The sequence below is a fragment of the Yersinia enterocolitica subsp. enterocolitica genome, from assembly GCF_901472495.1.
GTDB lineage: Bacteria > Pseudomonadota > Gammaproteobacteria > Enterobacterales > Enterobacteriaceae > Yersinia > Yersinia enterocolitica.
Map to the genome: position 1 here is coordinate 1,581,534 of NZ_LR590469.1, position 22,188 is coordinate 1,603,721.

Sequence of the window (22,188 nt, forward strand, 5' to 3'; positions counted from 1 at the left end):
GGGTGTTTTTTGAGCTATCGGCTTGCAAGCCACATTTTTTATAGGGTCAAAGGTTTTTCAGACTATTTGGTCCATAACGTAAAAATGAATTTTGGTCTAATTGACCCCTTGCTCAATTTTGTTTAACAGCTAACTGTCGATTCTTAATACACTTAGTTCATTAAATAGGCATTACCTATCAAACAAATCGCTAACAACATTTTTGTCTGCTTTTTTTAATGCTCGAATTTCCCTACAATCGTTAACATTGTCCGCCATTGTGGGAAAGAGGTATTCATGAGTACGGCTAAACATAGCAAATTGATTATTTTGGGTTCTGGCCCTGCGGGTTATACCGCAGCAGTTTATGCGGCACGCGCCAACCTGAATCCCGTATTGATTACCGGAATGGAAAAAGGCGGTCAATTGACCACCACCACCGATGTCGAAAACTGGCCCGGTGACCCGGAAGGTCTTACCGGCCCGGCACTGATGGAACGGATGCATGCACATGCAGAAAAGTTCCAGACAGAAATCCTGTTCGACCATATCCATAAAGTTGATTTACAAAACCGCCCGTTCCGCCTGTTTGGCGATAGTGCTGAGTACACCTGCGATGCACTGATCATCGCGACAGGTGCATCTGCACGTTATCTTGGAATGGAATCAGAAGAAGCATTCAAGGGTAAAGGGGTTTCTGCCTGCGCAACTTGTGATGGCTTCTTCTATCGTAACCAAAAAGTTGCCGTCGTCGGCGGTGGCAATACCGCCGTTGAAGAAGCACTGTATCTGGCCAATATCGCCGCTGAAGTTCATCTAATTCACCGCCGTGATAGCTTCCGTTCAGAAAAAATTCTGATCGACCGTCTGATGGAAAAAGTGAAAAACGGCAATATCGTGCTGCACACTGACCGTACGTTAGATGAAGTGCTGGGTGACGATATGGGCGTGACAGGCGTGCGGCTGAAGTCGACCAAAAACAATGAAACCGAAGAGTTAGCGGTAGCTGGGGTATTCATTGCTATCGGTCATAGCCCTAACACCGCTATCTTTGACGGCCAGTTAGCACTGGAAAATGGTTACATTAAAGTGCAATCAGGTATCCAGGGTAATGCAACACAAACTTCAATTCCGGGTGTATTTGCTGCGGGTGATGTTATGGACCACATCTATCGCCAGGCAATTACCTCTGCGGGTACCGGCTGCATGGCAGCACTAGATGCAGAGCGCTATCTGGATGGGTTAGTTAACGATAAATAATCTCTGACATAACTGATTCAACCAATACCAACGGGCAGCTAACAAATATGTGAGCTGCCCGTTTTTAATTTCTATTGGCACTTTATTTTGCATATTGGCATGTCAATGAAAAACAGCAAATTATAGATATCGACTAATGCGGCAACTATCACAAGCATTATGGTTTCACCTCATAGCATGACGAGGTAATATTGCCCCTCGCTGGTTTGTCATCCCGAAAGGTGATAACCATTTTTTTGAAATTTTCCCGTACTTTGCGCAGACAAATTGCCCGATGAATAAAACACGACAGTATGAGTTGATTCGTTGGCTGAAAAAACAAAGCGCCCCGGCGCAACGTTGGCTCCGCCTGTCCATGTTACTTGGCCTCCTCAGCGGGTTATTGATTATTGCTCAAGCATGGCTGTTGGCCACCTTGCTGCAATCTTTGATTATCGACAAAGTCCCCCGTACAGAATTAATCACTGATTTTGGTTTATTGGCTGGAACCTTCGCCATACGTGCCTTGATCAGTTGGTTACGTGAGCGAGTAGGGTTTGTTTGCGGCATGAAAGTGCGTCAACAAATCCGCAAAACAGTATTAGACCGATTAGAACAACTCGGCCCAGCCTGGGTAAAAGGCAAACCAGCAGGAAGTTGGGCGACGATTATTTTGGAACAAATTGAAGATATGCAGGATTACTATTCTCGCTATCTTCCACAAATGTATTTGGCTGTTCTTATTCCGGTGCTGATTCTCATTGCTGTCTTCCCGATCAACTGGGCGGCAGGTTTAATTCTATTCGTCACCGCACCGCTCATCCCTTTGTTTATGGCACTGGTGGGAATGGGGGCAGCCGATGCTAACCGGCGTAATTTTGTAGCGTTGGCCCGTCTGAGTGGTAACTTCCTCGACCGTTTACGCGGTTTGGACACCTTACGGCTATTTAATCGCGCCAAAGCGGAAACAGACCAAATTCGCGAATCCTCAGAAGATTTTCGCCGCCGCACTATGGAGGTGCTGCGAATGGCCTTCCTCTCCTCTGCCGTATTGGAGTTTTTCGCCGCAATCTCCATCGCAGTCGTTGCTGTTTACTTCGGTTTCTCCTATTTGGGGGAATTGAATTTTGGCAGTTACGGCCTTGGTGTAACACTGTTTGCAGGTTTTCTGGTTTTGATTTTGGCACCTGAATTCTTCCAGCCATTGCGAGATTTAGGCACGTTTTATCACGCCAAAGCACAAGCTGTTGGTGCTGCTGAATCACTGGTTACCTTTTTGAGCACTGACGGTGAAACTATTGGCCGGGGTGATAAAGTTCTTGATGGCACCGATTCCATCGCTCTCGAAGCTAATGAACTGGAAATATTATCTCCTACAGGTACCCGTTTGGCCGGGCCACTAACATTCTCCCTATCAGCGGGAAAACGAGTGGCTATCGTTGGCCTGAGTGGTGCTGGAAAAAGCTCATTACTTAACTTGCTATTGGGCTTTTTACCTTATCGCGGCTCATTAAAAGTCAACAACATAGAATTGCGTGAACTGGATCCGCAAACCTGGCGTCACCAGCTAAGTTGGGTCGGGCAAAATCCGCATTTACCAGAGCAGACGCTGGTCGCCAATATCTTGCTGGGCCAACCTGATGCTAATAATGACCAACTACAACTGGCGATTGAACGCGCGTATATCAATGAGTTCCTCAATGACTTGCCGCAAGGGTTAGATACGGAGGTCGGTGACCATTCGGCGCGCCTTTCTGTTGGTCAAGCCCAGCGCATAGCTGTTGCCAGAGCATTGCTGAACCCATGTCGGCTCTTGTTATTAGACGAACCTACGGCCAGTTTGGATGCACATAGTGAGCAATTGGTCATGAAAGCGCTTGAAGAAGCCTCTCGTAAGCAGACGACACTGCTGGTCACTCATCAGTTGGAAGATACGTTGGGATATGATCAAATCTGGGTGATGGATAATGGCCTTTTAATTCAACAAGGTGATTACTCCAGCTTAAGTCAAGCTGACGGTTCATTTGCCAATCTGCTGTCCCACCGCAGTGAGGAGCTTTAATCATGCAAGTACTTCTCCCCTTTCTGGCGTTGTATCGCCGCCATTGGTTCCTAATTTGCCTAGGTATTGTGTTGGCAATCATCACCCTACTCGCCAGTATCGGATTGCTCACTTTATCCGGTTGGTTCTTAGCAGGAACCGCCATTGCTGGCCCCGCAGGATTGTATACTTTTAACTATCTGCTCCCTGCGGCAGGCGTGCGAGGTGCTGCAATTACCCGAACAGCGGGCCGCTATGCCGAACGCGTCGTCAGCCATGACGCGACATTTAGAGTGCTGGCACATCTGCGAGTATTTGCATTCCAGAAAATTTTGCCACTTTCCCCAGCCGGTATTGCTCGTTTTCGCCAAAGTGAGTTACTGAACCGCCTGGTCGCCGATGTCGATACACTTGATCATCTCTATCTGCGTGTTATATCCCCACTGGTTGCCGCCGTTGTTATTATCGCAGCCGTTACCTTTGGCCTGAGTTACATCGATGTCAATTTAGCACTGACACTCGGTGCCATTCTGCTCGGGTTATTATTGTTAGTACCATTGATTTTCTATCGCGCCGGTAAGCCTATTGGTCATGATTTAACTGACCTACGCGGCCTTTATCGTTCGCAACTGACCTCGTGGTTACAAGGCCAAGCCGAACTGTTGGTTTTCGGCGCATTACATCGTTTTCGCACTTCATTGGAAGAAATTGAACAGCGGTGGATGCTTCGCCAAAAGCAACAAGCATCCTTGGCAGGTTTAGCCCAAGCGTTAATGATTCTTGCTTCAGGTTTGACTGTTACATTAATTTTATGGTTAGCCGCTGCCGGAATAGGGGGAGACAGTCAGCCAGGCGCATTGTTAGCTCTGTTCGTTTTCACATCGTTGGCAGCATTTGAAGCTCTGTTGCCCGTTGCAGGCGCTTTCCAACACTTGGGACAAGTTATTGCATCAGCGACTCGAGTTGGGCAGCTAATGGAACAAAAACCCGAAGTGACCTTCCCAGACAGCGGCCCCGCCGCAGTCCCACAGGTGGAGCTAGAAGTGACAGGGTTGAGTTTTACTTACCCACAGCAGCCATTGCCTGTTTTACAGAATATATCGCTGTCACTGGCCTCTGGTGAGCATATTGCGCTATTAGGCCGAACCGGCTGTGGCAAATCCACACTATTACAGTTATTAACCCGAGCATGGGATGCCAATGAAGGTGTCATCACGCTAAACGGAAAACCTTTAGCCAGCTTTGATGAAACGACACTGCGCCAAATGATGACAGTGGTCAGCCAGCGGGTACATATTTTCAGCAGTACATTGCGAGAAAACCTATTACTGGCCTGCCCTACTGCAACAGATGAACAACTAAAAATTGTTTTGGCACAAGTTGGTTTGGCTAATTTGCTAGATAACGATGAAGGCCTGAATGCCTGGATGGGTGATGGTGGGCGGCCATTATCTGGGGGGGAGCAACGCCGTTTAGGCATTGCTCGTGCGCTACTGCATCCAGCACCACTGCTGCTTCTCGATGAACCCACCGAAGGATTAGACGCAGAAACCGAGCAACAGATTCTCACGTTATTACGCCAACACTGCCAGCATAAGAGCCTGATTATTGTTACGCATCGCTTGTATGGGTTGGAATATATGGATCGAATCTGTGTTATGGATGGAGGAAAGATAGTTGAGCAAGGCAGCCACCAAAACTTGTTACAAAACAAGGGGCGCTACTACCAATTCCATCAGCGGCATTAATACGAAGATGATGTGTAAATAAAGCGCCTATCCCTAAATGATTCGAATTGCAGGAAGGCGGCAACTGAGTAAATCCCCAAGAGCTTACATAAGTAAGTGACTGGGGTGAACGAAGGCAGCCAACGCACATACAACTTGAAGTATGACGGGGATAAACATAGGCAGATAATCAGCAAACTTATAGCTAATATTAAGTAAAGCTGCTGAAACCAAAGCAGTATTATTGTAATTGATGATTATATCCAAAGTCATTAGAGCCATAGCCAAAAGGTGCGATGAATACATCATCAATAACGCTGTAGCTCCAAATACAACGGGGATGCCCAAATGGGCCTGTAAGTGTCACCAAGGGGATTTATGCGCATCACACAGCTCTCATCTCAATCATTTGCGTTCCCCTCGCCTGAGCTGGCTCTGCGCGAACCAAACGGATTGCTGGCCCTTGGGGGAGATCTATCTCCTCCTCGTTTATTGGCCGCCTATGAACGGGGGATTTTTCCCTGGTTCAGTCCTGGAGAAATGATTTTATGGTGGTCACCTGACCCTCGAGCCGTATTGTATCCAGAAGATTTACATATCAGTCGGAGCATGCGGCGCTTTTTGCGCAACTGCCCTTATCGATTTACGCTCAATCACGCTTTTGAAGATGTTATCCGTGCCTGTGCTACTCTGCGTGATGAGGGAACCTGGATTGGCGATGATGTACAGCAAGCATATTGCCACTTACATACACTGGGTCATGCCCATTCCGTAGAGGTTTGGTTGGAAAATGAACTGGTTGGCGGTTTGTATGGCATTTCAGTGGGCTCACTCTTTTGTGGTGAATCGATGTTTAGCAGGGCTAATAATGCCTCAAAAAGCGCTTTAATGGTTTTTTGTCATCATTTTACCCGTCATGGTGGAGAACTGATTGACTGTCAGGTCCTCAACGCTCACACTGCGTCGCTGGGTGCGATTGAGATCCCACGCAACTTTTTTTTGCAACAGTTGAGTCAACTCCAGTTTAGTCCACTACCGGCTGAATGCTGGTTACCGCAATCGTTGAATTTTTCATCCGCGATGCAGTAAAGCTCAACCGTTGAAAAGAACCCCACATTAGGCTTTATCCCCTCTTACCGGCAGACTAATTTTGCTGAAATGGTGCGATGACCGCCAACACTTCTTTACATAATGTGGGTTTTTCGGCATTATCTTGCCGGTTAAAAACTAAGGTAGTTACACCTAGAGGATTCGATGGCCAAAGAAGACAATATTGAAATGCAGGGCACCGTTCTTGATACGCTGCCGAACACCATGTTCCGTGTTGAATTGGAAAACGGGCACGTGGTAACCGCTCATATCTCCGGTAAAATGCGTAAAAACTATATCCGCATCCTGACGGGTGACAAAGTCACTGTAGAGCTGACCCCGTACGACCTGAGCAAAGGCCGCATTGTCTTCCGTAGCCGTTAATCGGCTAATCTGTCGCCAGTTTAAGACTGGCGAGCTCTGAGGATGTAGTCCCCCTCCGGCGCCCTTCCCGTTTATGGTTAGGGCGTTTTGCGTTTTCTTTTATTTGTCGATTTAGTGCATTTATTCACCACACAAATAAAAGTAAAATGTGCAAAGAAATAAAAAGGGCGATAGCTAAATTAGCTTATCGCCCTTTATTTCGTTCTCAATATGAAGCTATGACGGATGTTAACAACACACTGACTTAGTGAACTGCACCTTCAGTTTTGCGTTTTTGCGCACTTTGGAACTCATAAGCCAATTGTTGCTTTTCTTTATCCAACCCGACAGTGACCGAACCACCATCAACCAGCGAACCAAATAATAACTCGTTCGCTAGTGGTTTTTTCAGGTTTTCCTGAATCACTCGAGCCATCGGCCGCGCGCCCATCGCCTTGTCGTAACCTTTATCAGATAACCAATCACGTGCTTCTTCACTGACTTCCAGTGACACGCCTTTAGCATCTAATTGCGCCTGCAACTCAACGATAAATTTATCAACCACTTGCTGGATGACAGCAGGTGACAAGTGGTTAAACCAAATGATGTTATCCAACCGGTTACGGAATTCCGGAGTAAACACTTTTTTGATCTCTTCCAGCGCATCAGTGCTGTTGTCCTGCTGTTTAAAACCAATGGAAGTGCGCTGAGTCTCGCGTACGCCGGCATTGGTGGTCATCACCAGAATAACGTTACGAAAATCGGCTTTACGGCCATTGTTATCTGTCAGCGTCCCGTTATCCATCACCTGCAAGAGCAAGTTAAACACATCCGGATGCGCCTTCTCAATTTCATCCAACAACAGAACCGCATGAGGATGCTTGATAACCGCATCAGTCAACAGGCCACCTTGGTCGTAACCCACATAGCCCGGAGGCGCACCAATCAAGCGGCTAACCGTATGGCGCTCCATATATTCAGACATATCAAAGCGCAGCAGTTCGATATCCAGCGCTTTGGCCAATTGCACCGTCACTTCTGTCTTACCAACCCCAGTGGGGCCAGCAAACAGGAATGAACCGACAGGTTTATGCTCATGCCCCAAGCCCGCGCGGCTCATCTTGATGGCCTCAGACAGCGCTTCAATGGCTTTATCCTGACCAAAGACCAGCATGTTCAGGCGATCGCTCAGATTTTTAAGCACATCGCGATCACTCGCTGACACCGTTTTCTCCGGAATACGAGCGATACGAGCAACCACAGACTCAATATCCGATACATTAACTGTTTTCTTGCGTTTGTTCACCGGCATCAGACGGCTACGTGCACCAGCTTCATCAATCACATCAATGGCTTTATCTGGCAGATGACGGTCATTAATATATTTGACCGACAACTCCACAGCCGCACGGATCGCTTTTGCGGTATAACGCACATCATGGTGCGCTTCATATTTTGGTTTCAGGCCGTTGATAATCTGAACAGTTTCTTCCGGCGTCGGCTCAGTAATATCAATTTTCTGGAAACGACGTGCCAGTGCACGATCTTTTTCAAAAATATTGCTGAATTCCTGATACGTAGTGGAGCCAATGACTCTAATTTTACCACTGGAAAGTAGCGGTTTGATCAAGTTAGCGGCATCTACTTGCCCACCAGAGGCAGCGCCTGCACCGATAATAGTATGAATTTCATCGATAAACAGGATGCTATCTTTGTCATTTTCTAACTGCTTCAGCAGCGCCTTGAAGCGTTTTTCAAAATCACCACGATATTTAGTTCCGGCCAGAAGTGACCCGATATCCAAGGAATATAATGTGCATTCTGACATGACTTCAGGAACATCGCCCTGCACGATACGCCAGGCTAAACCTTCGGCGATAGCCGTTTTACCGACGCCAGATTCCCCCACCAACAGTGGGTTATTTTTACGCCGACGGCACAATACCTGAATGGTGCGCTCCAACTCTTTATCGCGGCCGATAAGTGGGTCAATGCCGCCAACGCGGGCCAGTTGATTCAGATTGGTGGTGAAGTTCTCCATACGGTCTTCCCCTCCTGCCTGTTCTTCATTCACCGGATTTTCTGCATTCGGTGCCTGACCCGGTTCGTCCTTACGGGCGCCGTGGGAAATAAAGTTCACTACATCCAAACGGCTGACATCATGCTTACGCAGTAAGTAGGCCGCCTGGGACTCTTGTTCACTAAAGATGGCAACCAACACATTGGCACCAGAAACTTCATTGCGCCCTGATGATTGCACGTGGAACACCGCACGTTGTAACACGCGTTGGAAACTGAGCGTCGGCTGGGTATCACGCTCTTCTTCACTGACCGGTAAGGTCGGTGTGGTTTGTTCAATAAACGCTTCCAGTTCCTGGCGTAACGCCACCAAATCAACTGAACACGCCTCCAGCGCTTCCCGCGCAGCCGGATTGCTCAGCAATGCCAGCAACAGGTGCTCCACGGTCATAAACTCGTGTCTGTGCTCACGCGCTCTGGCGAAAGCCATATTGAGACTGAGTTCAAGTTCTTGATTGAGCATAGGCACCTCCCAATAATTGCCTTAATCAGGCTTTTTCCAGCGTACAAAGCAACGGATGCTCGTTCTCCCTGGCGTATTGATTTACATGTGCGACTTTTGTCTCTGCCACTTCGGCAGTAAAAACACCGCAAATCGCCTTTCCTTGATAATGCACATTGAGCATCAGCTGTGTTGCACGTTCAATATCATAAGAAAAGAACTTTTGCAGAACGTCAATCACAAATTCCATCGGTGTGTAATCGTCGTTGTTAAGTATCACTTTATACATAGATGGCGGTTTGAGCGCCTCGATTTGTTTATCTTTGACTAAATGTTCAAAATTCAGCCAATCGTTGTTCTTACCCATTGCCTGCCCATCGTTTCGCTGAACCACACAGGAGTAATACCTCACTCCGGTTATAAGACCATTTCATGCAGATATCTATTATTATTTTAACATCACTTATGTCATAACGCCGCTAGAGAAAGAAGTCAGTATTTTCACCTTAATAACGGTTAAATTGTATCCAAATAAAGACAATAGCGTTAGCTACATCAAACTTTGAAGAACTGCCCTGCTCTGACAAAAGCCGCCCCCTTGACGTTAAGGCCATTTCCACTAGAGTGTATTTTCGTGAGCTGTTGGAGTTTTAACCAATTAGCGCTCACTTTAACCAGTGATTACCTCATCTCGAACCAGAATAGCCTTGCGAGGAACATAGAAGTATGGAGACGGGTACTGTTAAATGGTTCAACAATGCCAAAGGTTTTGGCTTCATTTGCCCTGAGGGCGGCGGCGAAGATATATTCGCTCACTATTCGACTATCCAGATGGATGGCTACCGAACGTTAAAAGCCGGTCAGATGGTTAACTTTGATGTCCATCAAGGGCCAAAAGGGAACCATGCCAGCCTGATTGTACCACTAGGATTAGATGTGGTACTGCAAGAAGCCATACCGCAGGAACACGCTGCATTGGCCTGACACCGCGTATTTATCTTCCTGAACATCTTGGACTGACGATCAACTAAACACTTTAGGGCTAAAGGTATTTCCCAGGCGGTTTGTCGCAGTGCAACATTTATTATGACAATTCAAAATGCCAGCCAATAATGACTGGCGTTTTTATTTCTAATACATCTAATATGCGGCTATACAAACCAAAATCAACCTTTGCCCTATTTATTCACGCGCTAAAGCATCAATGGGGTTTAGCCGAGCTGCGCTGCGCGCCGGTAGATAACCGAATACGACCCCAATGACAGTTGAACACAAAAATGCACTGAATAATGCCACTGGAGGGAAAGCAATTTGCCAGTTGGGTAAAAACATTTCTACTATCAAACCAATAGCGAAAGACAATGAAATACCGAGTGCCCCTCCTACCAGACAGACCAAAATAGCTTCAATTAAGAATTGCTGCATAACATCACTGGATCGCGCACCCACTGCCATACGAATACCAATTTCACGGGTACGTTCAGTTACCGATACCAACATAATATTCATCACGCCAATCCCACCGACCACTAATGAAATAACAGCCACTAATGTTAGGAATAATTGCATTGTACGGGTGGTTTTCTCAGCAGTTTGCAGCAAACTATCCATGTTGTAGGTGAATATGTCTTTCTTGCCATGGCGCATAGTCAACAACCTGACCAGCTGTTGTTCGGCTTCCTTACTGCTATAGCCCTCTTTAATCCGGATAGTAATCGAATCAAAGTAAGAACGTCCCATCAAACGACTAGCCATAGTGCTATAAGGCACCCACACTCGAAGCGCTTTACTACTACCAAACATGGATTGCTTTTCTTCCACCACGCCCACAACAGTGGCAGGCATATTGCCAATCAATATGACTTGCCCCACGACATCTTTGATGTGGGGGAACAGACGGCGCTGCGTATTGCGGTCGATAACAACCACTTGAGATTGACGCTCAACTTGCTCGCGGGTGATAGCCGTACCTTGTTCAAGCTTCATACCATATACCCGGAAATATTGATCGCTGACACCCGAGACACTAGCCGCCACATCAATATTGCCATAACGTAACCGCATACTGCCGGCGATAGTGGGGGATACCGCGCTGACGTATGACTGTGCTTTTAGCGCAGCCATATCATCATAAACTAGCGCCTGTCGGGTACTGGGGTCGTCGTCACCAAAGTCTTTACCAGGGTAAACATCGATAGTGTTAGTGCCGATAGCTCTGATATCCGCCAACACCAACTGCTTAGCCGCGTCCCCAACCACTAATATGGAAACAACCGAGGCAATACCAATAATGATGCCTAACATCGTCAGGGCGGTACGCATTTTATTGGCCGACATAGCACGCCAGGCCATTAATAATGCCTCACGAAAACGCCCCGCTAATTGCTGCCAGGAAGGTGCGGGTGGCGTCAGGCTAATCGCGTCCGAAGAGACAACTTCTTGCGTTATTTTCGAACCAGAGTCGGCCATTATACGGCCATCTTTAATTTCAATAACCCGCTCAGCCTGAGCCGCAACAGTGGGGTCATGAGTAACAATAATGACCGTATGCCCCTGTTGCTGAAGCTGTTTCAAAATAGCCATCACCTCAACGCTGGAATGACTATCCAGTGCGCCTGTCGGCTCATCAGCAAGAATAACCTGACCACCATTCATCAAGGCACGAGCAATACTGACACGCTGCTGTTGCCCGCCAGATAGCTGGTTGGGCTGATAACTGACTCGCTCCCCCAGCCCCAACCGGGTTAATAGCATGTTCGCTCGTTCACGGCGTTCATTTTTACCCAAACCAGCATAAACCGCCGGAACTTCGACATTATGGGCCGCACTAAGGTGAGGTAGCAGGTGATAGCGCTGGAAAATAAAACCGAAATGCTCGCGGCGCAATGCGGCCAATGCGTCGTTGTCTAGTGCCGCAACATCTTGACCGGCCACCCGATAAACACCCGCGCTGGGCTTATCCAGGCAACCGAGAATATTCATCAATGTCGATTTACCTGAACCAGAGGCACCAATAATCGCCACCAACTCACCGGCATTAATGGTTAGTGAGACATCCTGCAATACATCAACGGTTTCTTCGCCGGATTGATAGCTACGACGGATGCCTTTTAATTCAAGCAATGCCGCCATTACGCCTCCTCTGTGCCACCGCGGCTAACGATGACCTCTTCACCCACATTCAAACCAGAAATAACCTGCGCATCGACGTTATTTCGGATACCAATAGTCACTTCGCGTTTTTCTTCCTTGCCGTCTTTAAGTACCGCGACTTGATAGCGATTAGTCCCTAATTCATCACCTAATGCCGATAATGGGATAACCATCGCCTGTGGGATATTTGCCAACTGAATTGATACCTGCGCGGTCATTTGCAATCGCAATAACCGATCGGGGTTCGGTACTTCGAAACGCGCTGAATAGAAAATCGCGTCATTCACTTTTTCTGGTGTTGGCTGAATATCTTTTAATGCGCCATCAAAGCGCTTTCCCGGGTCCCCCAATACAGTAAACGAGGCTTTCATGCCGGGTTTTAAATGAATCACATCTGCTTCTGAAACCTGAGCATTCACCAGCATAGTACTCATGTCTGCCAGTGTAAGAATGTTCGGCGCTTGCTGCGCAGCAATCACAGTTTGCCCTTGTAAAGTCGTGATTTGCACGACATCACCGTCCATCGGAGCCGATATTTTGGTGTAATCCAAATTAATATTGGCAGTATCCAAACTGGCTTTGGTTTTATTAATTTGCGCATTAATGGTTTCAACTTGCGCTTTTTTCACTGCCAGTGCGGTGATCGCCTGATCCAAATCCTGACGTGACACAGCCTGTAATTTTGCCAAGTCTTGCTGGCGACGTAGGGTGACCGCAGCCAATTGAAGTTCAGCTTTCGCCTGCCCCAACTGTGCATTCAAGTCCTGTAATGTCGCTTCCACTTCTTTAATTTGGTTCTGCGCCTGTTGGGGGTCAATCATCGCCAGCAATTGCCCTTGCTTAACTTGATCGCCAATTTCCACATAGAGTTTCTCCAACTGGCCACTGACCTGAGCACCGACATCAACTTTGCGCACAGCATCAAGTTTACCGGTTGCCAATACATTTTGTTGCAGATCACGGTTGGCGACTTTTACCGTTTGAAATTGAACCGGTGTCGGCGCCATAAGGTGCCTGATAATGAAAAAACCGCCAATAATTAAAACGGCAATTGCGATAAGCCATCGGCGCTGACTGCTACTGAACTGCATCAAATCAATTACCTTCCTTAAAAATTATAAATGCTCCACCGTCTGAAAATAGCACCGGTAATGTTCATTTAACTAAACAACATATCAACACCCACCAGACTGACGCCGGAATCTAAGATGCATTGAGACTCCGTTTAGATCCCATTTGTTCCAATTAGCTCCGGAAATACATTGATATAACGGACTTAATCATGCACATCAACAACAACCCCGTATTAATCCCTAACAATATTAACCGTTGGGGGCTAATTACATTGCTGTTCAAAGGCCATCAGGCGCTGGGCGGTTCATGGCAAAAATCGCAGTTTCGGCTTAAATTTATCGCCCGGACCATAATCTGCCCAAAACTGACCTTTAACTTACTGGGTGTACTGGTAAAGCACCCGTTTCTCAATAGCATGCTACGCGCTCAACCGGACTTACCTTGTAAATTACACCGCCCTTATTTGGCTAACACACTTAATAATCGGCAAAAACTGGAAGTCTTACAGGCTCATTTCCAGTTGGAAAACCAGTGTATTCCAGAATTATTACGCCGTAACTATTTGCACCATTCACCTTATAAACTCACCGAGTTAACTGGCAAGAATGAGGAAAAGTATTCTATTTATTTAGGCGTTATTCCAAAACTCAATAAGGAAGGTGAAATTACGCTGATGCTTGCCAATGAGCAACAACAAACCCTGGCATTGCTCACATTTAGCCTCACTTATTACCAAAACCAAAAAACGCTGTTTATCGGTGGGTTACAAGGTGCAGATAACGAAACCCCACACAGCGAAATTCATGCTTGCACCAAGGCCTGTCATGGATTATTCCCGAAACGATTAGTATTGGAAGCCGCCTGTTGCCTGGCTGAACTGATGGGAATAACACAGATAATAGCCGTCGGTAATGCCACCCATGTTTATCAGAACTGGCGCTATCGGGCGAAAAAGAGAGGTAAGTTACATGCAGATTACGATAACTTCTGGTTATCACTGGGTGGAGAACAGTGCGCAGAAGGTCATTTCAATTTGCCCGCCAGAATTGCACGTAAGCCGATAGAAGACATTGCAAGTAAAAAACGCGCAGAATATCGCCGCCGTTATCAATTACTTGCACAACTTGAAAATGGCCTGGCTGCGCATTTTTCACCCGACCAGGGGTGCTCAGGCGGAGCGATACCGCGTTAATCAGCCCGGCCGCGCGCTAGCCAAACTACGCGGGAGAACATTTTTTTCAACAAGGGCGGGATGAATTCAATGCCCCGTTCTCTGGCGTAGCTAGTCACTTCAATCGCTAAGTCTGGCTTTGAGGTACGATGAATGGCTTTTTCAATCACCCTGCGCGGCTGCATTTTGGCATTGGCAGGAATACCGGATATCCGGTGATATACCTCATCAAAGCCCGAGCGATATAAAAAGTGCTCCATATCTGGAGCTGGCAAAATGGTCAAACGATCTCGCTCGTGATCTCGCTCATTGTCCGCCATATTACGTACTGTCGCGGCATACTTTTTCCCTGCGTCATCGCCATCAGTCAGAACATGCCACTGGATCCCCATTCTGTTGGCAAATTTGAGTAACGGGCGTAGGCCACTTTGAGCAAACTCAATCACTTTTACGCCTTCCGCTTCAAAGTGATAGCCGCACTGACGAGCCAGTTCATTCAACAACCAAATTTCGGTTTCCCCCTCGACCAACAGCCAGCAACGGGCAAACAACGCTGAGGGACGATTGAAACGAATATGAAAAGCGATACGACGGCTATCTTCAGAACTCATACCTCGAGGACCAATGCGGTAAGTGGCAACCCTGGAAGATTCACGCACTAATCGACAAATGCTTTCAACGGGTACTAATGAAATGAGTTCCCCAGAGTTTGTCGTTGTAATGCGCTGAAGCGGCAGTTGGCTCAGTAGCCCCCAGGCAACAGACAACATAATCGGGTGTAAACGGGTTTCCGGGTCCTCCACCAGCAGCAATGGGCGCGCATGGGGGTCAAGACTCAGTGATCCTTTCGCTTGCAATAGCGTTGAAAACATACCCAAAAGTATCAATCGCATACTGCGACTGTTAGGTTCGGCCACCATGCGATTGATGCTATCGAGGGCAAGCCAGGCTTCACGTTCAGGTTGTGGCCGGTGACGGTGGTTACGCAGGTTAGCAGACTGTGATCCTTGCTCGGCAAAATAGTGTTCTAGCAGTTGACGCATCGCCTCCAAGCCCTGGCGCAGTTGGGTATTAGTCAGTTTTTGTGGATTCCGTACCAATTCACGGCTTAACTGATCCAATTGCTGATTCAACGCCACTTTATCTGGCTGGTTACTATTTTCAGTCGTGGTGCTACGCAGTCGGCGAATGAAACGCGCATCTCGCAGGCGCAATACCGGATGAATGCGAATCACCCCACGCGCCAGTTTTTCAATATCGTGCAATTCCAGTGGGCACCCTGCTAAATCGAGGAACGTGCGCCAGGTACATACAGTGCCATCATCAGCTTGCTCCCCTTCAATTCGATAATAAATACGATGTAAACCATCATCATTATTTATCCATAGCGGTGCCAACTGGCGATAACGAGGGGCGCGCCAATGACCAATATCTTTTTCGCAAAAGGTGAAAATAATTTGTAAGTGGCGCTCTTTAGCACTTTCATCACCTGCTGGGTAATAAAAATCCTGCGAGGTAAAATGATAAAGTTGAGGTTCGGGGGATAAAAGTAATGTCAGAGCATCTAATAGACTGGATTTACCCCAGGCATTTTCACCGATCAGCACCGTATTATCGTCAAGGTTCAATGAAATACGATTAATACCACGAAAACCGACAATATCTACGCGTTCAAGATACATGCTACGCCTCCGATGCGAATTTATTCATACTGATACTATCAGATTACAGAGTTAACCTATCACCTGATTATCTCAGGCAAAAAAACCTTATAGGTCAGGTCGCCTGGCGACTAGCGCTGCTTTACTCTTCCTTTGATTTTAGATAGTTTATTGCGCCACAGCCCATTATTCATCTGCATATGATACCCAAAGTCATTGACGTTACAGCACGGCAAGTCACGACAATGAAGAAGGGTATAGGACGGTATAACTCGTGTATTCAGGATTGCTGATCATTCTTTTGCCGTTAATTATTGGTTATCTCATCCCACTTAGCCGCAAAACATTAATTCAATTGATCAACCGCTTATTGAGCTGGATGGTCTACGTTATTTTATTCTTTATGGGTATCAGCCTGGCATTTCTCGAAAATCTCAGTGCGAACCTGCTGCTTATTTTCCAATACACCGGTGTCTTTTTCCTGTGTATTTTTTGTGCCAATTTACTGGCGTTATTTTTGCTCGAACGCAAAACGCCGTGGAAAAATACCCATCGTCAGGAAGCATTACCGTCTCGTCTACATATGGCGTTGGAATCATTAAAGTTATGTGGCGTAGTCATTGTCGGTTTCTTACTGGGATTGAGCCAATGGGAGTGGTTGCAGTTTGCCGCTAAAGGTAGCGAGCTGGCACTGATTTTCCTACTTTTCTTAGTTGGGATTCAATTACGTAATAGCGGGATGACACTGCGCCAGATTGTATTGAATCGCCGTGGCACCATTGTGGCCTTTGTGGTGGCGATCAGCGCATTGGCTGGCGGAATGCTCGCCGCAGTATTGATGGGCTTACCGATTAAGACTGGGCTAGCGATGGCCTCTGGCTTTGGCTGGTATTCATTATCTGGCATTTTATTAACTGATTCATTCGGCCCTGTAATTGGGAGTGCGGCATTCTTCAATGACCTGGCGCGTGAATTAGTGGCCATTATGTTGATTCCAACACTGGTACGCAGCAGTCGTTCCACCGCGCTGGGCTTGTGTGGCGCGACCTCCATGGACTTCACGCTGCCGGTATTACAACGCAGTGGCGGGTTGGAAATGGTGCCAGCCGCTATCGTGCACGGCTTTTTACTGAGCTTGCTCGCGCCAATCTTGATTGCTTTCTTCTCTTCATAATTCTTCATTCGCGCAGTGAGCCACTTGGTTCACTGCGTAATTTCACTCCAATAGTGAATAAATTCTCATTCGCAGCAAAAGTTGCGCCAAATCAAAACAAGTTAAAGTTGCATTAAAAAAGCCTTTTTAAACCGCTTGTGCACATCTATGCTTTTAAACACGCATTACAAATGCAACTTTAAAAGGAAAAATAATTATGTTCTGTGTGCAATGTGAACAAACTATCCGGACGCCGGTGGGTAATGGCTGCTCTTACGCGCAGGGAATGTGCGGGAAAACCGCTGAAACCTCTGATTTACAAGATTTATTAGTCGCCGTATTACAAGGGCTGTCCGCTTGGGCATTAACCGCCCGCGAGCTAGGCATTGTTGACCATGAGATTGACAGCTTTGCACCCAGAGCCTTTTTCTCCACACTGACCAACGTTAACTTTGACTCAGATCGCATCGTCGGTTATGCCAAAGAAGCTATTTTGTTACGCCAATCATTGGCTATTCGTTGCCGCCTGATTGACAGCACGATTACAGTCGATCACCCGCTGGCCGAGCTACAACTGGACTCCGACGACATCCCTACCCTGCAACAACAAGCCCAGCAATTTGCACTCAATAACGATAAAGCTGAGGTCGGTGATGATATTCATGGTCTGCGAATGTTGTGCCTGTATGGCCTGAAAGGGGCCGCTGCTTATATGGAACATGCCTATGTACTGGGTCAGTTCGATGAGCAAATTTATGCACAATATCATGCCTATATGGCTTGGTTGGGCACTCAACCGCGTGATGTTGATACCTTACTGAATAACGCCATGGGCATTGGCAAAATGAACTTCAATGTCATGGCTATTTTGGACCGCGGCGAAACACAAGCTTACGGCGACCCACAGCCAACATCAGTGAATGTGCGCCCTGTAGCCGGTAAAGCCATTTTGATTTCAGGTCATGATCTCAAAGACTTACAAATGCTGTTGGAGCAAACTCAGGGAACCGGAATCAATATTTATACTCACGGCGAAATGTTGCCCGCCCACGGCTACCCTGAGTTAAAACGCTATTCACATTTGGTCGGTAACTATGGCAGTGGCTGGCAGAATCAGCAGATAGAATTTGCTAAATTCCCCGGCCCTATTTTGATGACATCCAACTGTATTATTGACCCAAATGTAGGAAATTACGGCGACCGTATTTGGACGCGCAGTATTGTTGGCTGGCCGGGTGTCAATCATCTGGAAGGTGAAGATTTTACACCGGTTATTGAACAAGCACTGGGGATGGCAGGGTTCCCGTACAATGAGTTGGAACACTTAATCACTGTCGGTTTTGGTCGTCAAACCTTGCTGAATGCTGCGGATACCGTGATTGATCTGGTTGCCACTAAAAAATTACGTCATGTCTTTTTGGTCGGTGGATGTGATGGCAGCCGCACAGAACGTAGCTATTTCACCGATTTTGCCCGCAGTGTGCCGCAAGATTGCATCATTATGACCTTGGCTTGCGGTAAATATCGCTTCAACAAACTCGATTTCGGCACCCTGGAAGGGTTACCGCGTCTGCTGGACGTGGGTCAATGCAATGATGCGTATTCTGCGATTATGCTGGCGGTTAAGTTGTCAGAAAAACTCGGTTGCACCGTCAATGACTTACCACTCAGCCTGGTGTTGTCATGGTTCGAACAAAAAGCCATTGTTATTCTGCTGACCTTGCTGTCATTAGGTGTGAAAAATATCTATACCGGCCCGACCGCTCCGGGGTTCCTGACGGACAATCTGATGGCAATTCTGTATGAGAAATTTGGTATGCGACCAATTACGACCGTAGAACAAGATATGAAGGCGATTTTAGGTCATTAAGCCCCGCCTTATGCCCGGCTCATGCGCTTGGTTGCCGCAGGCCGGGTATAAATCCTATTTCGCCCAAATGACCTGATTTGTTGTGAGGTTTTGATGACTGATTTTATCCCCACTGATTGCCCTACTGCTATCACCCCCAACCGTATGCAAGTTCACTCCATCGTGCAAGAAACCCCCGACGTCTGGAGCTTGAAGCTAATTAATCATGATTTTTACCCTTATTTGCCGGGGCAATATGCTTTGGTGAGTATTCGTAACAGTGATGAAACTCTACGTGCTTATACCCTCTCTTCCACACCCGGTTTAAGCCCATTTATCCAGCTTACCGTGCGTTGTTTAGCTGATGGTGAAGGCTCACAATGGCTAACTCAACAGGTCAAAGAAGGTGATTATCTGTGGCTGTCCGATGCTCAGGGGGAGTTTAGCTGTGCTCATTTTGATGATGACCACTATTTAATGTGTGCCGCCGGTTGCGGTGTTACACCGGTGATGTCGATGTGCCGTTATTTACTCGCGCAACGGCCTAAAGCCGATATCCGGGTCATTTTTAATGTCCGCACTCCGGCAGATGTCATTTTTGCCGATGCCTGGCAAGCACTATTGCAGCAGTATCCCCAGCAGTTGCAGCTCACGTTGATGGCCGAGTCCGATGCAACGGATGGATTTATAGCCGGGCGAATTAATGCTCAAGTGATGCAACAGGTCGCACCGGATATCACTCACCGCCGCGTCATGACTTGCGGGCCTGCACCTTATATGGATTGGGTTGAGCAATATTGTCGTGAGCAAGCTGTCCCGAATGACCATTTCCAGAAAGAACAATTTCGAACATCCGATGAAGTTATTAACAGTAGCAATGAACTGACGATGACCATCAGTCACCCGCTACGCAGTGTGAAAGTCCCGGTTGGCACCTCGCTGTTATTTGCTTTGGAGCAACACAAAGTACCGGTGATGGCCGCTTGTCGCGCGGGTGTTTGTGGCTCTTGTAAAACCCGCATTCTGCACGGCGACTACACCACCAGCAGCACCATGACACTGACACCAGAAGAAATCGCTCAGGGTTATGTTCTGGCATGCAGTTGCCAGTTGCAGGGGGATGTTCAACTGGCTTGAGGCCTTTTCATGTCAGCCCCATCAATGCCTATTGCCAGCATTTATGGGATAATTATATTGTTAATGGGGCAATAATCGTTAAACGCGCCATACTTTGGCCTCATATACCCTAAATAATTCGAGTTGCAGAAAGGCGGCAACTGAGTAAGTCCCTGGGAGCTTACATCAGTAAGTGACCTGGGTGCGCGAAAGCAGCCAACGCACCAGCAGCTTGGAGTATGACGGGTATAGGATAATGACTCGCCATTAATCCTTGAGGGAACAACTATGAAGCAAACCGTGGCAACACTGGTCGCAAAAACGTTGGAGCAAGCTGGCGTTAAGCGAATCTGGGGCGTAACCGGGGACTCACTCAATGGTTTGAGTGATAGCCTGCACCGCATGGGAACTATCGAGTGGTTGGGAACACGCCACGAAGAAGTTGCCGCTTTCGCTGCTGGCGCGGAGGCACAACTCACCGGACAACTCGCTGTCTGCGCGGGTTCTTGTGGCCCGGGTAACCTACATCTGATTAATGGCTTATTTGATTGCCATCGCAATCATGTTCCGGTGCTGGCAATCGCCGCTCATATCCCATCCAGTGAAATTGGCAGCGGATATTTTCAAGAAACGCACCCGCAAGAACTGTTCCGCGAATGCAGCCACTATTGTGAATTAGTGTCAAATCCGGAGCAATTGCCTCGCGTGCTAGAAATTGCCATGCGCAAAGCCATTCTTAATCGTGGTGTTTCAGTAATTGTGCTGCCGGGTGATGTCGCACTACAACCGGCTCCGGAAGATGCCAGCGTGGTGTGGCAAACACCTAAACTGCCTTTAGTTCAGCCACTGATGAGTGAGTTGAATATATTGGCCGAGACATTAAACCAAGCCAAAAACATCACACTAATGTGCGGCAGTGGCTGCGCGGATGCCCATGATGAAGTGGTGAAACTGGCTGAAATGCTGCAAGCCCCCGTAGTACATGCGCTGCGTGGTAAAGAACATATTGAGTGGGGCAATCCCTACAGTGTAGGCATGACCGGGCTGATTGGTTTTGCCTCCGGCTATCATGCCATGATGAATGCCGATATGTTGGTATTACTGGGGACACAGTTCCCCTACCGCGCGTTTTATCCCACCCATGCAAATATCATTCAGATTGATATCAATCCCGGCAGCATCGGCGCTCACTGCCCGGTCAATATGGCGCTGGTCGGTGATATTAAAACCACGTTGAGTGCGCTGTTACCCCAGCTAGAAGCCAAAAGTGATAATACATTTTTGACCAAGGCTCTAGAGCACTATCGCACCACGCGCAAAGATCTGGATGGGCTGGCAACCGCCAATGATAACCAACCCATTCACCCGCAATATCTGGCGCAACAAATCAGCCGCCATGCCACAGATGATGCCGTGTTCACTTGTGATGTTGGCACACCGACTGTGTGGGCTGCCCGTTATCTGGAAATGAACGGAAAGCGCCGTTTACTGGGTTCGTTTAACCACGGTTCTATGGCTAATGCCATGCCACAAGCCATTGGCGCACAAGCCACCGATCCGAACCGACAAGTTGTGGCCTTATGTGGTGATGGCGGTTTCACTATGCTGATGGGGGATTTTCTCACCTTAGCACAGCTAAAATTACCGGTGAAAATTGTGGTATTTAATAACAGTGTGCTGGGCTTTGTCGCTATGGAGATGAAAGCCGGTGGCTATCTAACCGATGGCACAGACTTGCATAACCCTGATTTTGCCGCTATCGCTAACGCGGCGGGCATTAAAGGTATTCGGGTAGAAAAAGCCTCTGAGTTAGATGCGGCACTGGAAAGCGCTTTTGCCCATCCGGGGCCAGTCTTGGTGGATGTGGTCACCGCCAAACAAGAACTGTCGATGCCGCCACAAATCAAGTTTGAGCAAGCCAAAGGATTCAGCCTGTACATGCTTAGAGCTATCATTAATGGCCGTGGTGATGAAGTGGTCGAACTGGCCAAAACCAACTGGTTACGCTGATAAAATACCGTTTATTTCATAAAAATTCTCTACGTTTTTCCT

The 22,188-nt window shown here is 47.5% G+C and carries 16 protein-coding genes; 11 read left to right on the forward strand and 5 right to left on the reverse strand.

All coding sequences use genetic code 11. The features are described 5' to 3' along the window. The first annotated feature begins 276 nt into the window (after positions 1-276). The 5 genes from trxB to infA all read left to right on the forward strand — a co-directional run bounded on the left by trxB (position 277) and on the right by infA (position 6,459). Entirely contained in the window at positions 277-1,239 is a 963-nt protein-coding gene (trxB, locus tag FGL26_RS07520; protein ID WP_005171072.1) for a thioredoxin-disulfide reductase, read from the forward strand. Between the two features lie 274 nt (positions 1,240-1,513). Further along, positions 1,514-3,280 (forward strand): heme ABC transporter permease/ATP-binding protein CydD, encoded by a 1,767-nt coding sequence (gene cydD / locus FGL26_RS07525; protein ID WP_005171074.1) that lies wholly within the window; start codon positions 1,514-1,516, stop codon positions 3,278-3,280. A 2-nt stretch (positions 3,281-3,282) separates the two neighbouring features. Continuing rightward, positions 3,283-5,007: a heme ABC transporter ATP-binding protein/permease CydC gene (cydC, locus tag FGL26_RS07530; protein ID WP_005171075.1), complete on the forward strand. Its 1,725-nt coding sequence runs from the start codon at positions 3,283-3,285 to the stop codon at positions 5,005-5,007. A gap of 357 nt (positions 5,008-5,364) precedes the next feature. Further along, positions 5,365-6,075: a leucyl/phenylalanyl-tRNA--protein transferase gene (gene aat, locus FGL26_RS07540; RefSeq protein WP_005171078.1), complete on the forward strand. Its 711-nt coding sequence runs from the start codon at positions 5,365-5,367 to the stop codon at positions 6,073-6,075. Between the two features lie 165 nt (positions 6,076-6,240). Further along, entirely contained in the window at positions 6,241-6,459 is a 219-nt protein-coding gene (gene infA / locus FGL26_RS07545; protein ID WP_002211347.1) for a translation initiation factor IF-1, read from the forward strand. A gap of 244 nt (positions 6,460-6,703) precedes the next feature. Here the strand turns inward: infA and clpA are convergent, their stop codons facing one another. Next, complete coding sequence (clpA, locus tag FGL26_RS07550; RefSeq protein ID WP_005162786.1) at positions 6,704-8,980, reverse strand: ATP-dependent Clp protease ATP-binding subunit ClpA; 2,277 nt, start codon at positions 8,978-8,980, stop codon at positions 6,704-6,706. Positions 8,981-9,005: 25 nt separating this feature from the next. After that, complete coding sequence (clpS, locus tag FGL26_RS07555; protein ID WP_004389612.1) at positions 9,006-9,326, reverse strand: ATP-dependent Clp protease adapter ClpS; 321 nt, start codon at positions 9,324-9,326, stop codon at positions 9,006-9,008. A 359-nt stretch (positions 9,327-9,685) separates the two neighbouring features. Here clpS and cspD point away from each other — a divergent pair, with 359 nt between their 5' ends. Further along, complete coding sequence (gene cspD / locus FGL26_RS07560) at positions 9,686-9,943, forward strand: cold shock-like protein CspD (protein ID WP_005171079.1); 258 nt, start codon at positions 9,686-9,688, stop codon at positions 9,941-9,943. Between the two features lie 198 nt (positions 9,944-10,141). Here the strand turns inward: cspD and macB are convergent, their stop codons facing one another. Both macB and macA read right to left on the reverse strand, forming a co-directional pair. Next, positions 10,142-12,091 carry a macrolide ABC transporter ATP-binding protein/permease MacB gene (gene macB / locus FGL26_RS07565; protein ID WP_005171080.1) on the reverse strand — a complete coding sequence of 650 codons (1,950 nt, stop codon included), beginning with the start codon at positions 12,089-12,091 and terminating at the stop codon, positions 10,142-10,144. Then, on the reverse strand, positions 12,091-13,203 hold the full coding sequence (macA, locus tag FGL26_RS07570) for a macrolide transporter subunit MacA (protein ID WP_005171081.1): 1,113 nt from the start codon (positions 13,201-13,203) through the stop codon (positions 12,091-12,093). The genes macB and macA overlap by 1 nt, the downstream gene beginning before the upstream one ends. A gap of 191 nt (positions 13,204-13,394) precedes the next feature. On the opposite strand from macA, the gene FGL26_RS07575 reads away from it, so the two are divergent. Beyond that, complete coding sequence (locus FGL26_RS07575) at positions 13,395-14,378, forward strand: VirK/YbjX family protein (protein ID WP_005171082.1); 984 nt, start codon at positions 13,395-13,397, stop codon at positions 14,376-14,378. Here the strand turns inward: FGL26_RS07575 and FGL26_RS07580 are convergent. After that, positions 14,375-16,039, reverse strand: coding sequence for an ATP-dependent endonuclease (locus FGL26_RS07580; protein ID WP_005171091.1), 1,665 nt, complete (start codon positions 16,037-16,039; stop codon positions 14,375-14,377). The two genes, FGL26_RS07575 and FGL26_RS07580, sit on opposite strands and share 4 nt — an antisense overlap. Before the next feature lie 253 nt (positions 16,040-16,292). On the opposite strand from FGL26_RS07580, the gene FGL26_RS07585 reads away from it, so the two are divergent. The 4 genes from FGL26_RS07585 (at position 16,293) to poxB (ending at position 22,146) form a co-directional block, all read left to right on the forward strand. Further along, positions 16,293-17,192 (forward strand): LysO family transporter, encoded by a 900-nt coding sequence (locus tag FGL26_RS07585; protein ID WP_011816027.1) that lies wholly within the window; start codon positions 16,293-16,295, stop codon positions 17,190-17,192. 196 nt (positions 17,193-17,388) lie between these two features. Continuing rightward, positions 17,389-19,041, forward strand: coding sequence for a hydroxylamine reductase (gene hcp / locus FGL26_RS07590; RefSeq protein WP_005171107.1), 1,653 nt, complete (start codon positions 17,389-17,391; stop codon positions 19,039-19,041). Between the two features lie 93 nt (positions 19,042-19,134). Then, a complete protein-coding gene (gene hcr, locus FGL26_RS07595) occupies positions 19,135-20,157 on the forward strand; it encodes an NADH oxidoreductase (protein WP_005171113.1) in 1,023 nt (340 codons plus the stop codon). Between the two features lie 267 nt (positions 20,158-20,424). Continuing rightward, positions 20,425-22,146 (forward strand): ubiquinone-dependent pyruvate dehydrogenase, encoded by a 1,722-nt coding sequence (gene poxB / locus FGL26_RS07600; protein ID WP_005171116.1) that lies wholly within the window; start codon positions 20,425-20,427, stop codon positions 22,144-22,146. Positions 22,147-22,188 lie beyond the last annotated feature (42 nt).

What these genes read in the sequence shown, in the direction of transcription:
- trxB (WP_005171072.1), top strand. Translation starts at nt 277, where the DNA reads ATGAGTACGGCTAAACATAGCAAATTGATTATTTTGGGTTCTGGCCCT.
- cydD (WP_005171074.1), top strand. Translation starts at nt 1,514, where the DNA reads ATGAATAAAACACGACAGTATGAGTTGATTCGTTGGCTGAAAAAACAA.
- cydC (WP_005171075.1), top strand. Translation starts at nt 3,283, where the DNA reads ATGCAAGTACTTCTCCCCTTTCTGGCGTTGTATCGCCGCCATTGGTTC.
- aat (WP_005171078.1), top strand. Translation starts at nt 5,365, where the DNA reads ATGCGCATCACACAGCTCTCATCTCAATCATTTGCGTTCCCCTCGCCT.
- infA (WP_002211347.1), top strand. Translation starts at nt 6,241, where the DNA reads ATGGCCAAAGAAGACAATATTGAAATGCAGGGCACCGTTCTTGATACG.
- clpA (WP_005162786.1), bottom strand. Translation starts at nt 8,980, where the DNA reads ATGCTCAATCAAGAACTTGAACTCAGTCTCAATATGGCTTTCGCCAGA.
- clpS (WP_004389612.1), bottom strand. Translation starts at nt 9,326, where the DNA reads ATGGGTAAGAACAACGATTGGCTGAATTTTGAACATTTAGTCAAAGAT.
- cspD (WP_005171079.1), top strand. Translation starts at nt 9,686, where the DNA reads ATGGAGACGGGTACTGTTAAATGGTTCAACAATGCCAAAGGTTTTGGC.
- macB (WP_005171080.1), bottom strand. Translation starts at nt 12,091, where the DNA reads ATGGCGGCATTGCTTGAATTAAAAGGCATCCGTCGTAGCTATCAATCC.
- macA (WP_005171081.1), bottom strand. Translation starts at nt 13,203, where the DNA reads ATGCAGTTCAGTAGCAGTCAGCGCCGATGGCTTATCGCAATTGCCGTT.
- FGL26_RS07575 (WP_005171082.1), top strand. Translation starts at nt 13,395, where the DNA reads ATGCACATCAACAACAACCCCGTATTAATCCCTAACAATATTAACCGT.
- FGL26_RS07580 (WP_005171091.1), bottom strand. Translation starts at nt 16,039, where the DNA reads ATGTATCTTGAACGCGTAGATATTGTCGGTTTTCGTGGTATTAATCGT.
- hcp (WP_005171107.1), top strand. Translation starts at nt 17,389, where the DNA reads ATGTTCTGTGTGCAATGTGAACAAACTATCCGGACGCCGGTGGGTAAT.
- hcr (WP_005171113.1), top strand. Translation starts at nt 19,135, where the DNA reads ATGACTGATTTTATCCCCACTGATTGCCCTACTGCTATCACCCCCAAC.
- poxB (WP_005171116.1), top strand. Translation starts at nt 20,425, where the DNA reads ATGAAGCAAACCGTGGCAACACTGGTCGCAAAAACGTTGGAGCAAGCT.